Here is a 13,600-nt window from a genome sequence, read left to right on the forward strand (position 1 = left end):
CCGGCCCTTGAGCGCCTAGTCGTCGCGACTATTCATGATAGCCAATGCCTGGCGCTCGATGAAGTCGCCCATGGTATCAATGCCGCGGAAGGCCAGAATGGTGTTGCGCACGGCGGCTTCCACCAGCACGGCCAGATTTCGGCCGGCTGCCACTTGAAGCATGACGCGTTTGATGTCCACCCCCAGCACTTCCTGGGTCTGGTCCTGTGTAGGCAGACGCTCGAAGCTGTCGGGGTTGGAACGAACCAGGTGCACAATTAGTTTAAGCTTCATTCTACGACGAACGGAGGTTTCGCCGAAAATGGTGCGAATGTCCAGCAGTCCCAGCCCGCGTACTTCCAGCAGGTTCTGCAGCAGGGGCGGGCATTGGCCGTCAATCATGTTGGGAGCCGTGCGGGACAGCTCAACCGCATCGTCTGCAACCAGCCCGTGCCCACGGGAGATCAGCTCCAGTGCCAGTTCACTTTTACCCAGACCGGATTCGCCGGTAATTAGCACGCCCAGACCCAGCACATCCATGAACACGCCATGCATGGTGGTTTTGGGGGCCAGACGTTTGCCTAGGTAGATGCGCAGCAAATCGATCAGTTGGGCCGCATCGATAGGGGTGTAGAGCAGCGGCACCCCTTGGGTTTCGCAAAACTGGATCAGATCGTCGGGCGCAACGGCGTCGTTGGCAATGAACAGGGCAGGAACACCGCCTTGCCTGAGATCATCCAGATGATGCAGGCGACGTTTGACGTCAAAGCGGTTGTAAAAAGAGAGTTCTTCAGGACCGAAAACCTGAATGCGGCCAGGGTGGATCAGGTTCAGGTGGCCGACCAAATCCGCGGCAGAGGCGCCAAGATCGGGGATGGGGCGTTGGGCAGCTTGTTTTCCGGCTGCCCAGCTTACCTCGAGCTTGTCATGATTATCATTGACCAGTTCTTGAACTGTCAGCATCGGGGTGTTCCGCGTTGAGATCAGGGGTCTGGGTCAGGAGTTGGTGGATTTGAACAGGGTCCGTTTCCTGGGCCAGCGCCTGGCGGATGTCCTGATCGGCCATCAAACGGGCGATCTCGGCCAACAGGTCCAGGTGAATTTGAGTAGCCGTTTCGGGAACCAGCAAAAAGAACAGCAAGCTGGCGGTACGACCGTCGCTGGCATCAAAACGCACTGGTTCGGCCAAGCGCATGAAAACGGCACAAGGCTCTTTCAAGTCCTTGATGCGGCCATGCGGGACGGCTACGTCGTGGCCAAGGGCAGTGGAGCCCAGACGCTCGCGAGCGATCAGGCTATGGAAAACGGCTGTCCGGGCAATGCCGTGATGGTTCTCGAAAATCAGTCCGGCTTGTTCAAAAGCGCGCTTCTTGCTGGTAACAGCAAGATCCAGAACCACGTTGGACAAAGGCAAAATACGCGACAAGAGATTCATGACGGCCATTATAGGGGGGAATGTTTTTTAGCTAAACATTTTTTGGATGGCTAACAACAGGCGGACACTGTGCCAAGAAACACAAAACCCCGAACTTCTGAAAGAACGGGGTTTGTCGGCAGGCGGCTATGCCTGCTGTAACAGTTCGGCGTGATCAGGCTGCCGGAACTTCGAGCCGCTTGGCGGGCTCATGCGCATGGCTGTTTGCCTTTTCCTTGTATTTCAGAATCTGGCGGTCGATCTTGTCGGCTAGCAGATCGATGGCGGCATACAAGTTTTCGTCTGAAGAGGCGCAGTGTATATCTTTGCCGGGGACACGGACGGTCACTTCGGCATTGTGCTTCAGGCGTTCAATGGAAAGCATAACCTGCGAGTCAACCACGTTGTCGAAGTGCTTTTCAATTCGACCAATTTTGCTTTTGACGTAGTCGCGAATGGCAGGAGTTATGTCAAGATTACGGCCAGTGATGTTAAGGCTCATATAGGCTCTCCGTAGTAGTCAAACAACATGTTTCAGAGGGGGGAATATCTTCGTGTTTAGCCTCCTTACTACTGATCTTGGATATTCCAGTATACCTATATGTTGGTCAGATAACATGACCTGGATCAATCTGCGGTGTGCAGGAAAACCCTTGCTCCGACAGGCCCCGTTACAGGGCCACAAGTCGGCTTACATTCGGAAGTTCGAGCCCAGGTAAACCTTGCGCACGGCTTCGTTATCGATGATCTCGGACGGGTGCCCGCTGGTCAGTACCGTGCCTTCGCTGATGATGTAGGCGCGGTCACAGATGCCCAGGGTTTCGCGCACGTTGTGGTCGGTAATCAGCACACCAATATTGCGGCCTTTCAGAAATTGCACAATGCGCTGGATTTCAATCACGGCGATCGGGTCCACCCCGGCAAAGGGTTCGTCCAGCAGAATGAAACGGGGGTTGCTGGCGAGCGCTCGGGCAATTTCTACGCGGCGGCGCTCGCCACCAGACAGGGATAGGGCGGTATTTTGACGAATGTGCGCAATTTGCAGCTCGCTGATCAAGGTTTCCAGGCGCTCGTTGATGTCGTTCTTGCTGATGCTGCGGCCGTTATCGTCCAGTTGCAGCTCCAGCACAGCGCGGATGTTTTCTTCGACCGTCAGGCGGCGAAAGACGGACGCATCCTGGGGCAGATAGGACAGGCCCAGCCGTGCCCGCTTGTGCATGGGCATGGCGGTAATGGGCGTGCCATCAATTTCAATACGGCCTGCATCGGCGGGCACAATGCCTACAATCATATAGAAGCTGGTGGTTTTACCAGCCCCGTTCGGGCCTAGCAGGCCCACCACTTCGCCGCTTTCCACATTCAAAGAAACATCCTGCACGACCGTACGTTTGCCGTAGGTCTTGCGCAGTCCTTGTGCAATCAAGCTGCCTTTGGTCGAGTGGCTGGCGCGAGTAGGGGTAGACGGGTTGTTAGAAGCAACCATGATTCAAGGGGGTCCGGGCTATTTGCGGGGGGAGGACTTGCGTTGGCATTCGGCCAGAGCAGCATCGGCATTGGCGCGTGGGCGGGCCACAGAGCGGACCCGGCCATCACGTGTGGCGGAGTCCGAACCACCAAAGGCTTGGTACGTGCCATCTTTTTGGCGGTAGATAATGCGCTGGCCCTGGACAGAGTCCTGCAGCTTGCCGCAAACATAACGATTGACGACTGCCTTGCCAATCAGCTCGACCTCTTCGGTTTTGCCGTTATAGATAGCTCGGACACCTTCGGCGACCATCAGTTCAAACTTGGCCGGGTCTTCCTGACGAATAGTGACACGGGCGCGCTCGGTCACCGTTGCGGTGCCATGCTGGAAACCTTCCGCGTCCTGCTCGATGGCCAATTGGTCAGCCATCAAGGTCATGGCGCCACGGGTCAGGATGATGTTGCCTTTGTAAATGGTCTGCTTGGCAATATCGTCGTAAGTCAGGGTATCGGACAGCACGGAGGTGTCCGGTTCGGCGGCAGCAGAGGCAGCCGCTTGGGCCAGAGCAGGGGCCGTAGGCAGCAAAGCCAGGCTGGCAGTGCTCAGGCACAGGGCCAGGGCACCACGCAAAAGGCTAAGAGAGAGCTTGGGCTTGTGGCCCAGGCGGGCGCTGTCAGGCGTGGTCATGGAGGGGAATCCTTAGAGCTATTGGAAGAACGCGCTTTTTGTGTTTGTTGGCCAGAGATTTTAACGTCGGATTCCGACATGACGTTCAATTGGCGAACGCGATTATCGTAACGCATCCCGGTACCGCGCATGGTGGATTGGCCGTTGACGACCAGGGCCGGTTCGTTGGTGTACACCACGTCCTCTTCGGGCAGGATGATCAGCACTTCGCTGCGCACGTCCATCGCCTCGTCATCAGGTGTGGCCTGGCGGTGAATATGGGCATTGCCTTTCATGGTGATGGTGTCCCCGCCTGCATTCATATGTGCCGTATCGGAAGTGGCAATGGTCAGGGGCGAATCGGCCCGGTTGCTGACCGCGCGTGGGGAAGTAATGTCGTGCGAGTCGTCATCCGGGTAGTGATAGGCAATCTTGCCATCCAGGCGGCTGATGGCCATCCCGGTTTGGTCGGAGCTGATCATGGTGAAGTCGCGCGCCCAGGAGTCGGGTTCGTGGGTAATGCGGCGCGGCGGGTCAATGGCGACCGAGCTTTGGGTGTAATCGACCGCCCACAGCGTTGCCAGCACCAGCAAGGTCAGCAACAACAGGGAAATGACGGTGGGTAGACGGTCACGCATGATTACTGGATGACTCCCGTGGTCTTCAAAGGACCACCTGTAATAAAGGGCGCAAGGCGACCCTGGGAGGCCAGGATGGCATCACAGCATTCGCGCACTGCGCCGTGGCCGGCGGGCTGTGTGGCTACCCAGCTGGCAATTTGACTGATATAGAAGGGGGCTTCAGGCACGCTGGCGGAAAAACCCACGCGCTGCATGGCGGGCAAGTCGATCAGATCGTCGCCCATATATCCCACTTCACTTAGGGACAGGCCGTTTTCCTGAGCCAGTTGGGTCAGGATGGCAATTTTGTCGCGTACGCCCTGGTAAACAAAAGGAATGCCCAGTTCGGCAGCGCGACGCGATACGATGCCGCTTTCGCGTCCGGTAATCAGGGCGACATGAATGCCGCTTTCGCCCAGCATGCGTAAACCGTGGCCGTCCAGAGCGTGAAAGCTCTTGAACTCCTCGCCGTTCGCGCTGTACCACAGGCGTCCGTCGGTCAGCACGCCGTCCACGTCAAACACCATCATGCGCAACTGACGTAATTGGGTGCGCACGTTCTCGGGCAGCTTGGCCAGAATTTGAGCTTCAGCGGGATGGAGCGGGATGGTGGGCGTATTCATCATGATCAGATTACCTTTGCAGCCAACAGGTCGTGCATGTGCAGAGCTCCCAATAGTAGCCCGTTTGTGTCCAATACCAGCATTTGGCTGATACGCAGGGCATCCATTTGCTCGGCTGCTTCAATGGCCAGGGCTTCGGCGGCAATGCTGCGCGGTTCGCGCGACATGCCTTCAGATACTGGCAGATTGCGTATATCGCCGGCACGAGCAATCAGGCGGCGCAGGTCGCCATCGGTGAACATTCCAACGGGGTGGCCTTGTGCGTCCGTGACAATAGTCATGCCCATGCCTTTGCTGGACATTTCTATCAGGGCATCGGGAATCAGGGTCTCGGGGGAGACGATAGGCAGTTGTTCGCCGCTGCGCATGATGTCGCGCACAAACGTCAGTAGTTGACGGCCCAGCGCACCACCGGGGTGGGAGCGGGCGAAGTCTTCGCGGCTAAAGCCTCGTGCTTCCAGGCAGGCAACGGCCAGTGCATCGCCTAATACCAAGGCGGCTGTGGTACTGGCCGTGGGAGCCAGGTTGAGTGGGCAGGCTTCATGTTCTACATGGGCATCCAGATGCAGGTCGGCATTTTGGGCCAGTTCGGACTGGGCATTGCCGGTGATCGCAATCAGTTTGGCGCCCATGCGGCGAAGCACAGTCAGCACCGTGACCAGTTCCTGGGCCTGCCCAGAGTAGGAAATGGCAATGACCACGTCCTGCTTGGTAATCATGCCCAGGTCGCCGTGCAAGGCTTCGGCAGCGTGCATGAAAAAAGCGGGAGTGCCGGTCGAGGCCAAGGTAGCCGCGATCTTGCGCGCTACGTGGCCGGACTTGCCTATGCCGGTCACCACCACACGGCCCTGACAGTGCACGAGCAGTTTGGTGGCTTCTACAAAACTTTGGTCCAGACGCCCGCCCAGCGCTTGTAACGCGTCAACTTCAATGGCGAAGGTGCGTTGTGCCGAGGACAGGATATGTGCGGGGTCTAAAAGTGCCGGTGTATTCATGGCGAAATTGTAAACGTGAAGTGTCTGCTTGGCATGTAGATTTGCAGGAGGCAAATTGTAAGGTCAGATGGCCTTGGACCAGTGGCAAGCCGAATAGTTTAGGGTTAAGATACGTCTTGTTTTGTAATTTCAGTAATTACTGAAAATTCAGGAAGCCATGAATCTAGGACCACAGGCAGAGCGTTTTATTCTGCACTTTGGGGAGATGGGCGGGCGCTGGGGGGTCAACCGGACGGTGGGCCAGATCTATGCGCTGCTGTTCATTGCCCCCGAAGCCCTCCACGCCGACGAGATCGCTGAAACGCTAGGCATCTCCCGCTCCAATGTCAGCATGAGCTTGCGCGAGTTGCAGTCCTGGCGACTGGTCAACATGACGCACAAGATTGGCGAGCGCCGCGAATACTTTGAATCTCCCAAGGATGTATGGGATATTTTCCGTACTTTGGTGGAGGAAAAGCGTAAGCGCGAGATTGATCCCACATTGACCTTATTGCGAAGTATCCTAATGGAAGCGCCCGTCAATGACGAAGAGGAATATGGGCAGCAGCGCATTAACGAAATGCTGGAATTGATCGAGTTGGCTTGTGGTTGGTTTGACGAGGTTCATCACTTACCGCCCGAAACCCTGCAAAATCTGATGCGTTTAGGTAGCAAAGTTCAGAAAGTGCTGGGGTTCGCCGGGAAGATTCGCAAAGCTGATCAAACTGGGGGTCGTCATGATTGATCTGGATGTCGTTACCTTGTCGCGGTTGCAATTTGCTTCCACCGCGATGTTCCACTTTTTATTTGTTCCCTTGACGCTGGGCCTGTCTTTTTTGCTGGCCATTATGGAAAGCGTCTATGTCATGACGGGCAAGGCCATCTGGCGCCGCATGACCAAGTTCTGGGGCGTACTCTTTGGCATTAACTTTGCCCTGGGTGTCGCAACCGGGATTGTGATGGAGTTTCAGTTCGGTATGAATTGGGCCTATTACAGTCACTATGTAGGCGATATTTTCGGCGCACCGCTAGCCATTGAAGGTTTGATGGCTTTTTTCCTGGAAGCAACCTTTGTCGGCCTGTTCTTTTTCGGCTGGGATCGCCTCTCCAAGCTGGGACACCTGATTGTTACCTGGCTGGTTGCCATCGGTACCAACCTGTCGGCCCTATGGATTCTGGTCGCTAACGGCTGGATGCAAAACCCGGTCGGTGCCATCTTCAACCCCCACACCATGCGTATGGAAATGACCGACTTTGCCGAGGTCATTCTCAATCCCGTTGCGCAAGCCAAAGTTGTTCATACCGTTAGTGCCGGCTATGTCCTGGGTGCCATGTTCGTGATGGGCATCAGTGCCTGGTACTTGCTGCGTGGTCGCCATATTGATCTGGCCAAGCGCTCGATGACGGTAGCGGCCAGTTTCGGCTTGGCAGCGTCCCTGTCCGTGGTGGTGCTGGGTGATGAAAGTGGTTACCTGACTACTGAACACCAGCAAATGAAGATTGCAGCCATGGAATCCATGTGGGAAACCGAGGAAGCCCCTGCCAGTTTCAATCTTTTGGCCTGGCCTGATCAGGAGGCCCGTGAAAATCGCTTTGCCGTGGAAATTCCATGGGTGATGGGTTTGATCGGTACACGCTCAGTCAGTACCCCCATGCTGGGCATTAATGAACTGGTCGAACATGCCAAGATTCGTATTGCCAATGGCTTGCGCGCTTACGAGGCACTGCAGCTGGTGCGCGCTGATGACAGCAATATCGAGGCCCGCCGCGTCTTTGACAATAACTGGAAAGACCTGGGCTATGCCTTGCTGCTCAAGCGTTATACGGACGACATTACCAAAGCCGATACCGAGACCATCGCCCAGGCTGCCTGGGATACGGTGCCACAGGTTGCACCCCTGTTCTGGAGCTTCCGTGTGATGGTGGCGCTGGGGCTGTACTTCATCCTGTTCTTTGGCGTGGCTTTTGTGCTGGCATCGCGTGACCGACTGCAACGTCACCCGCGCTTGCTTAAAGCAGCGGTCTGGAGCATTCCCCTGCCTTGGATTGCGATCGAATGTGGCTGGTTTGTGGCCGAGTTCGGACGTCAGCCCTGGGCGATTGAAGGTGTCTTGCCTACCTACTATGCGGCCTCTGGTCTGTCCTTTGTGGACTTGATGATCAGTATGACCATCTTCCTGTTGCTCTATACCACCTTGGCGGTGATTGGCATCAAGGTCATGTTGCACTCGGTGCGTAAAGGGCCGGACGAGGCTGGCGAGACCGCCACACCTTCCGCTTTGTCTTATGGTTCGCGCAACGCTCCGTTGCTGCGCGGTTAAGGAGGGGGAACCATCATGGAAAATTTGATTCTTCTCGATTACGACACCTTGCGCATCATCTGGTGGTTGCTGCTGGGCGTTTTGTTGGCGGCATTTGCCATCATGGACGGGGCCGACCTGGGTGTGGCCATGGTGTTGCCGCTGGTTGCTCGCACTGATGATGAGCGGCGCACGTTGTACAACGTGATTGGCCCGGTCTGGGAAGGTAACCAGGTTTGGTTGATCGTGGCCGGTGGTGTGGCCTTTGCGGCCTGGCCTTTGCTGTATGCCATGGCTTTCTCGGGCTTTTACCTGGCCATGATGTTGCTTTTGGTCGCCTTGATTGTTCGCCCGGTGGCCATCAAGTACCGCAGCAAGCTCAGCTCGTCGCGCTGGCGTCGTAACTGGGATGCGATCTGGACCGCCTCCGGTCTGGTTTGTGCTCTGGTGTTTGGTGTGGCTATTGGGAACGTGATGCTGGGCGTACCTTTCGGCTTTGACGAGACCACGCTGCGTCCCATGTACCAAGGCAACTTCTTCGGTCTGTTCCAGCCCTTTGCCATTCTGTGCGGTTTGCTCAGCGTTCTGATGCTGGCTTTCCAAGGTGCGGTGGTTGTTGCCTGGAAGGGCAGTGATCATGTGGCTCGTCGTGCGCGTGCCTGGGCCATGCCTTTGGGCCTGCTGTCCATTGTGGCTTTTGCTGCCGGCGGCTGGTGGATCAGTGCCATGAATGGCTATAGCATGCCTTGGCCCGAGGCGGCCCACGCCATGTCCAACCCGATTGGCAAGACGGTCGATATGGTTGAAGGTGCCTGGTTGGCTAACTATCGTACCTGGCCTGCCTTGTGGGCAGCCCCCATTGTCGGTTTTGCGGGCTTGCTGTTCGGTGCCTTGCTGGCTGGTCGTGGTCGCGGCTTGTTGGCTTTGCTGTTCTCGTCCTTGGCACTGGCTGGCATCATCCTGACTTTTGGTTTTGCCGTCTTCCCATTCCTGCTGCCTTCGTCCTTGAACCCCGGTTCCAGCCTGACCCTGTTTGATGCCTCTGCCAGTCATCTGACCTTGTGGATCATGCTGCTGGTGACACTGGTGTTCCTGCCCATCATCGTGCTCTATACCTCCTGGGTGTATAGCGTAATGCGTGGCAAGGTGTCGGTTGCCAGCATGAAAGATTCTTCTCATTCTTACTAAGGAGGCCAGCGCATATGTGGTACTTCTCTTGGGTTCTAGGTTTGGGTCTGGCCTGCGCATTCTCCATCCTGAATGCGATGTGGTTCGAGCTGCGTGAAAACACGGCTTTGCAGAGCGCAGCCGCCTCCAAGGCTAAAGCAGATATCGAGGTCTGATTGACACCGCAAAGTCCAACGGCGCAACAATGGCTGGGGCAATTTTCCAGCCGCGCCCGCACGGCTTTGCGGGCTTCCATGCTGGCCCCTGTGCTGGCCGGCGCTTTACTGATTCCTCAGGCCTGGTTGCTGGCAAAGATTGTGCAGGCAATTGTGGTCGATGGCTTGCCCTGGACCGGGCAGCTTTTCTCTATCCTGATGGTGGCCGCACTTTTGTTGCTGCGTGCCGCTATTTCCGCTTTTGGCGAGCGCCGTGCGCAAAAGGTTTCAGAACATCTGAAACAAGGACTGCGCTCCGAGCTGTTTGCCCGACTCTTCCGCAGTACGATGCCGCGTTTGCGGGCCAGCAATAGCGGCGAACTGTCCACCAGCTTGATCACGCAAATTGAAGCCCTGGATGGCTTTGTGACTCGCTATATCCCTTGCATGGCAGCGGCAGCCCTGGTTCCTTTGGCGCTAGTGCTGGCGGTCTTGCCGGTGGATGGCATTGTGTCCTTGATTCTCTTGTTGAGCACGCCCCTGATTCCCCTGTTCATGGCCTTGGTGGGCTGGGGGGCGGAAGCGGCCAGCCGTGAACAACAACAAACAACGCTGCGACTGTCCGGCTTTTTCGCCGACCGGCTGCGCGGCATTTTTACCCTTAGCTTGATGGGGCGTGGGCAGGACGAGTTGCAGCGTGTGGAATTGGCCAGTCAGGAGCTGCGCACACGTACCATGAAAGTGCTGCGAATCGCGTTTTTATCTTCGGCTGTGCTGGAGTTCTTCGCGGCATTGGGTGTGGCCGGGATAGCCGTCTACATTGGCTTGGGTTACCTGGGCTATCTGGGCGAGTCCTTCTCGGGCATTAGCCTGCAACAAGGCTTGTTCTGTTTGCTCCTGGCTCCGGAGGCCTACCAGCCCTTGCGCCAATTGGCCGCTAATTATCATGATCGGGCAGCGGCGCGTGCGGCTGCGGTAGAAGTCGACAGGCTGTGGGCAAACTTGGGCCAGGACTTGATTCCTGCGGCTCCCACCAGCGCCGACAATGAAGCGGTTTTTCCCAACTTGCCGGTACTGGTATTGCGTCATCTGCATTTGCCGCAGTTGGGCGGGCAGGGGACCTTGCTGGAAGTGCCCGGCCTGCAACTTTATATAGATCAGTCTTACGCCTTGCTGGGGGCCAGCGGTTCCGGCAAGACCAGTCTGCTGGAAAGTCTGATTGGTTTGCGCCCCTTGGCGCAGGGTGAAATTTTGCTGCGCAATAGCGATACTGCTGGGCGCTTGCTGACGCGCCATGATGGCGTCGTACTGATTTCCCAGCAGGCCTTTTTAGCCATGGGGACCATTGCCGATGGCTTGCGTCTGGCAGCCCCACAAGCCAGTGATGAACAGCTGTGGCAAGCCTTGGAACAAGCCTGTGCAGCCGAATTTGTACGGGCCTTGCCCGATGGTTTGCAAACAGCGCTGGGCGAGGGTGGTTTTGGGCTTTCCGGTGGCCAGATTCAGCGTTTGGCACTGGCCCGCCTGTTTTTGACAGACCCGCATGTGGTCTTGCTGGACGAACCCAGCTCCCGCCTGGATGCGGCGACCCGGGATCGTGTCATGCGCAATATTCTGCGCTTCTGTCAGGGACGCTGTCTGGTCGTGGCCACGCATGACCAGCAACTGGCGGCCATGTGCTCGAACCAACTGCACATTGCCCAAGGAGTCCTGACGGCATGAAAGCGTGGTTTCGTCTCTTAGGTTCCAGCCTGCGCGCCCGACGCGGGGCCGTATTGTTTACGGTTCTGCTGGCGATCAGCACGGTGGCGGCCGGTGTTGGTCTGCTGGGTGTGGCTGGTTGGTTTCTAAGCAGCGCTTTTCTGGCTACGTTGGGCATCGTATTCAATCTGTTTGGCCCTTCGGCCATGATTCGCGGCCTATCTTTTTGGCGTATCGCTTCCCGGTATCTGGAGCGCGTCGTCGGTCATGCCCTGACGCTGGATTTGCAAGTACGCATTCGCAGCCTGGTTTTCGGACGCTTGAGCCGATTCAGTCAGTCTCGCTTGGCCCAGTTTCGGGATGGGGAGCTGGCTTCCAGCCTGACCTCTGACGTGGCTGTGCTGGATCTGGTGCTTTTGCTGATTTTGGTGCCGCTGACTACGGCTGTGGTGGCTGGTCTGGTGTTTAGCGCTGTGCTGCAAACCTGGCTGTCCTGGTGGGCCTGGCTGATTCTGGCTTGTTTGCTGATTGCCGCTTGTCTGATTCCGTACATTTGCGCCCGTGGTGCCAGCCGTGCAGCCCAGCAAGTCCATCAACTGGAAAACCGCCAGCGTGTTCTGGTGCATCAGGCCATCCGCGCCTATGCTGATATTCAGGTGTTTGCCGCTGCGGATGCCGTGCAGGAACAAGTGGACAAGCTGGGACTGGAACTGGGGCAAGCCCGTTTGCGCAGTAATGGCTGGGGCATTGTCGGGCAGTTTTCCCAGCAGGTCTTGATGGGCGTGGCCTTGATGACCTGTCTGCTGGTTGGAGCGCAACAAGTCAATCTGCAAGCCATGAGCGGCCCCTTGTGGGTGGGGCTGGTGCTGGCTTTGCTGGGCTTGTTCGAGATCATGGCACCCATGATGCGCGGTGCGTCCCGCTTGGGAGAGGTTCAGGCAGCCAGCAATCGTTTGCTGACCATTCTGGACGAGCCCGAGGAAACCGATCAGGCGCAAGGGCAGGCGATTGCGTTGGACAAGCCAGCCTGCCTGGAAATCAAAGATCTGAATTTTTCCTACGGTTCACAGCCTGTATTGGAGCAGTTGTCGCTGCAAGTCCAAGCTGGCGAGCACATTGCTATTTTTGGCCCCAGTGGTTCCGGCAAGTCCACCTTGCTGGGTGTGCTGATGCGCTTGTTGCCTGTTTCGGGAAAGCAGTATCTGGTTGAGGGTAAAGCAGCCCAGCATTGGAGCCGCGCCAGCTGGTTTGATCATTGCGCCTTGCTGGCACAGGACTCGCCGCTGTTTCTGGGTTCGGTGCGAGATAACCTTTTGCTGGCAGAACCGACAGCTTCAGAGCAACAAATCTGGCAGGCTCTTCACGATGCCCAGCTGGACAGTGTGGTACGCGATTTGCCCCAAGGGCTGGATACCTGGCTGGGCGAGGGCGGGCAGCAATTGTCCCTGGGGCAGCAGCGTCGCCTGTGTCTGGCGCGTGTACTGTTGTCGTCTGCCCATATCTGGTTTCTGGACGAACCTACGGCCAGTCTGGATGGCCCTACCAGTCAGGCCTTGATGCAGGATATTCTGGCCGCAGCGCGGGGGAAAACTGTGATTATGGCGACACACGATACCCGTTTGCTGCCTTTGGTCGATAGCGTTTATCAGTTTGAGGCGGGGCGTTTGCAGTGTAAATCCGGCGCAGCAATAGATACTTTAGGACCAAACTAAAAGGACACTTCGGGTCAAGTCTGTAGCGTTTTTTACCCAGCCGCGTCGTATTAGTACAACTTACGGGCACAAGCCGGGCGAGCCCTTGTTGCTGCTGCCCAATTGTGTACACTTGCAACGTATCCAAGTGCGCCCTTCGCGCCCGGATTTTCTGTTGTAGAAGCTTTGACATGCAAATTGATCCCACCCAGTACATCCGTCAAATCATTCGCAATGTGCCGGACTGGCCCAAGCCAGGGGTGACTTTCCGCGATATCACCACCGTCTTGCAGGACCCGCGCTCCTTCCGCGTTCTGATTGACCTTTTTGTTTACCGTTACATGGGACAAAAACTGGATCTGGTGGCGGGTGTGGATGCACGTGGCTTTATTGTGGGCTCGGTTCTGGCTTACGAGCTGAACTTGGGTTTTGTGCCTGTGCGCAAGAAAGGCAAGCTGCCTTTCAATACCGTGGCCGAAGAGTATTCCCTGGAATATGGCAATGCCAGCGTCGAGATGCACACGGACTCCGTGCGTCCTGGTCAGCGCGTCCTGCTGATTGACGACCTGATCGCGACCGGCGGCACCTTGCTGGCGGCGGCTCGTTTGCTGCAGCGCCTGGGTGCCAACGTGGTGGAAGCCGCCGCGATTATTGATCTGCCTGAACTGGGTGGATCCAAGGCCGTGACAGATTCCGGCTTGTCGGTTTACACCGTCTGTAGCTTTAACGAATCTGACCGCTAATTGCCAGGACCGGCGTATTGCCGGTTTGGTTTTGTAGCCTGAATCCCTGCCATGCCCGGAGCATCGCAGGGATTTTTCATGTCTGTCTGCTTGAGAGCGGGA

At 56.9% G+C, this 13,600-nt stretch carries 15 protein-coding genes; 7 read left to right on the top strand and 8 right to left on the bottom strand.

Translation table 11 applies throughout. The annotated features are described in order from the left end of the window. Positions 1 to 15: 15 nt before the first annotated feature. The 8 genes from hprK to ACFPDR_RS02040 form a co-directional block, all read right to left on the bottom strand. The gene (gene hprK / locus ACFPDR_RS02005) at positions 16 to 942 is read right to left on the bottom strand and encodes an HPr(Ser) kinase/phosphatase (protein ID WP_009458650.1); all 927 of its coding nucleotides are present in this window, start codon (positions 940 to 942) and stop codon (positions 16 to 18) included. Then, a complete protein-coding gene (locus ACFPDR_RS02010; protein WP_051316301.1) occupies positions 914 to 1,414 on the bottom strand; it encodes a PTS sugar transporter subunit IIA in 501 nt (166 codons plus the stop codon). The genes hprK and ACFPDR_RS02010 overlap by 29 nt, the downstream gene beginning before the upstream one ends. Positions 1,415 to 1,568: 154 nt before the next feature. Continuing rightward, a complete protein-coding gene (gene hpf / locus ACFPDR_RS02015; RefSeq protein ID WP_009458652.1) occupies positions 1,569 to 1,895 on the bottom strand; it encodes a ribosome hibernation-promoting factor, HPF/YfiA family in 327 nt (108 codons plus the stop codon). Positions 1,896 to 2,084: 189 nt separating this feature from the next. Continuing rightward, a complete protein-coding gene (gene lptB, locus ACFPDR_RS02020; protein ID WP_009458653.1) occupies positions 2,085 to 2,876 on the bottom strand; it encodes an LPS export ABC transporter ATP-binding protein in 792 nt (263 codons plus the stop codon). An 18-nt stretch (positions 2,877 to 2,894) separates the two neighbouring features. Further along, complete coding sequence (gene lptA, locus ACFPDR_RS02025) at positions 2,895 to 3,545, bottom strand: lipopolysaccharide transport periplasmic protein LptA (RefSeq protein WP_021447173.1); 651 nt, start codon at positions 3,543 to 3,545, stop codon at positions 2,895 to 2,897. Further along, complete coding sequence (lptC, locus tag ACFPDR_RS02030; RefSeq protein ID WP_009458655.1) at positions 3,542 to 4,162, bottom strand: LPS export ABC transporter periplasmic protein LptC; 621 nt, start codon at positions 4,160 to 4,162, stop codon at positions 3,542 to 3,544. The genes lptA and lptC overlap by 4 nt, the downstream gene beginning before the upstream one ends. Positions 4,163 to 4,164: 2 nt before the next feature. Next, entirely contained in the window at positions 4,165 to 4,770 is a 606-nt protein-coding gene (locus tag ACFPDR_RS02035; RefSeq protein WP_080655515.1) for a KdsC family phosphatase, read from the bottom strand. Between the two features lie 2 nt (positions 4,771 to 4,772). Continuing rightward, positions 4,773 to 5,762 (bottom strand): KpsF/GutQ family sugar-phosphate isomerase, encoded by a 990-nt coding sequence (locus ACFPDR_RS02040; RefSeq protein ID WP_021447172.1) that lies wholly within the window; start codon positions 5,760 to 5,762, stop codon positions 4,773 to 4,775. A 157-nt stretch (positions 5,763 to 5,919) separates the two neighbouring features. Between ACFPDR_RS02040 and ACFPDR_RS02045 the strand changes: the two genes are divergently transcribed. The 7 genes from ACFPDR_RS02045 (at position 5,920) to ACFPDR_RS02075 (ending at position 13,498) form a co-directional block, all read left to right on the top strand. After that, complete coding sequence (locus ACFPDR_RS02045; RefSeq protein ID WP_009458660.1) at positions 5,920 to 6,486, top strand: GbsR/MarR family transcriptional regulator; 567 nt, start codon at positions 5,920 to 5,922, stop codon at positions 6,484 to 6,486. Further along, a complete protein-coding gene (locus ACFPDR_RS02050; RefSeq protein WP_009458662.1) occupies positions 6,479 to 8,062 on the top strand; it encodes a cytochrome ubiquinol oxidase subunit I in 1,584 nt (527 codons plus the stop codon). Before ACFPDR_RS02045 ends, ACFPDR_RS02050 begins: the two co-directional genes overlap by 8 nt. Positions 8,063 to 8,077: 15 nt before the next feature. Continuing rightward, positions 8,078 to 9,229 (top strand): cytochrome d ubiquinol oxidase subunit II, encoded by a 1,152-nt coding sequence (gene cydB / locus ACFPDR_RS02055; RefSeq protein WP_035270300.1) that lies wholly within the window; start codon positions 8,078 to 8,080, stop codon positions 9,227 to 9,229. Positions 9,230 to 9,243: 14 nt separating this feature from the next. Then, positions 9,244 to 9,384, top strand: coding sequence for a cytochrome bd-I oxidase subunit CydX (cydX, locus tag ACFPDR_RS02060; protein WP_009458674.1), 141 nt, complete (start codon positions 9,244 to 9,246; stop codon positions 9,382 to 9,384). Beyond that, a complete protein-coding gene (gene cydD / locus ACFPDR_RS02065) occupies positions 9,385 to 11,085 on the top strand; it encodes a thiol reductant ABC exporter subunit CydD (protein WP_035270303.1) in 1,701 nt (566 codons plus the stop codon). It abuts the gene before it with no gap. Next, positions 11,082 to 12,776 carry a thiol reductant ABC exporter subunit CydC gene (gene cydC, locus ACFPDR_RS02070; RefSeq protein ID WP_374697486.1) on the top strand — a complete coding sequence of 565 codons (1,695 nt, stop codon included), beginning with the start codon at positions 11,082 to 11,084 and terminating at the stop codon, positions 12,774 to 12,776. Before cydD ends, cydC begins: the two co-directional genes overlap by 4 nt. A 170-nt stretch (positions 12,777 to 12,946) precedes the next feature. Then, positions 12,947 to 13,498 (top strand): adenine phosphoribosyltransferase, encoded by a 552-nt coding sequence (locus ACFPDR_RS02075; protein ID WP_009458676.1) that lies wholly within the window; start codon positions 12,947 to 12,949, stop codon positions 13,496 to 13,498. Positions 13,499 to 13,600: the final 102 nt, after the last annotated feature.

It is taken from the genome of Alcaligenes sp. GCM10023179 (assembly GCF_042653705.1).
Taxonomy (GTDB): domain Bacteria; phylum Pseudomonadota; class Gammaproteobacteria; order Burkholderiales; family Burkholderiaceae_B; genus Alcaligenes; species Alcaligenes phenolicus.

What these genes read in the sequence shown, in the direction of transcription:
- hprK (WP_009458650.1), bottom strand. Translation starts at nt 942, where the DNA reads ATGCTGACAGTTCAAGAACTGGTCAATGATAATCATGACAAGCTCGAG.
- ACFPDR_RS02010 (WP_051316301.1), bottom strand. Translation starts at nt 1,414, where the DNA reads ATGAATCTCTTGTCGCGTATTTTGCCTTTGTCCAACGTGGTTCTGGAT.
- hpf (WP_009458652.1), bottom strand. Translation starts at nt 1,895, where the DNA reads ATGAGCCTTAACATCACTGGCCGTAATCTTGACATAACTCCTGCCATT.
- lptB (WP_009458653.1), bottom strand. Translation starts at nt 2,876, where the DNA reads ATGGTTGCTTCTAACAACCCGTCTACCCCTACTCGCGCCAGCCACTCG.
- lptA (WP_021447173.1), bottom strand. Translation starts at nt 3,545, where the DNA reads ATGACCACGCCTGACAGCGCCCGCCTGGGCCACAAGCCCAAGCTCTCT.
- lptC (WP_009458655.1), bottom strand. Translation starts at nt 4,162, where the DNA reads ATGCGTGACCGTCTACCCACCGTCATTTCCCTGTTGTTGCTGACCTTG.
- ACFPDR_RS02035 (WP_080655515.1), bottom strand. Translation starts at nt 4,770, where the DNA reads ATGATGAATACGCCCACCATCCCGCTCCATCCCGCTGAAGCTCAAATT.
- ACFPDR_RS02040 (WP_021447172.1), bottom strand. Translation starts at nt 5,762, where the DNA reads ATGAATACACCGGCACTTTTAGACCCCGCACATATCCTGTCCTCGGCA.
- ACFPDR_RS02045 (WP_009458660.1), top strand. Translation starts at nt 5,920, where the DNA reads ATGAATCTAGGACCACAGGCAGAGCGTTTTATTCTGCACTTTGGGGAG.
- ACFPDR_RS02050 (WP_009458662.1), top strand. Translation starts at nt 6,479, where the DNA reads ATGATTGATCTGGATGTCGTTACCTTGTCGCGGTTGCAATTTGCTTCC.
- cydB (WP_035270300.1), top strand. Translation starts at nt 8,078, where the DNA reads ATGGAAAATTTGATTCTTCTCGATTACGACACCTTGCGCATCATCTGG.
- cydX (WP_009458674.1), top strand. Translation starts at nt 9,244, where the DNA reads ATGTGGTACTTCTCTTGGGTTCTAGGTTTGGGTCTGGCCTGCGCATTC.
- cydC (WP_374697486.1), top strand. Translation starts at nt 11,082, where the DNA reads ATGAAAGCGTGGTTTCGTCTCTTAGGTTCCAGCCTGCGCGCCCGACGC.
- ACFPDR_RS02075 (WP_009458676.1), top strand. Translation starts at nt 12,947, where the DNA reads ATGCAAATTGATCCCACCCAGTACATCCGTCAAATCATTCGCAATGTG.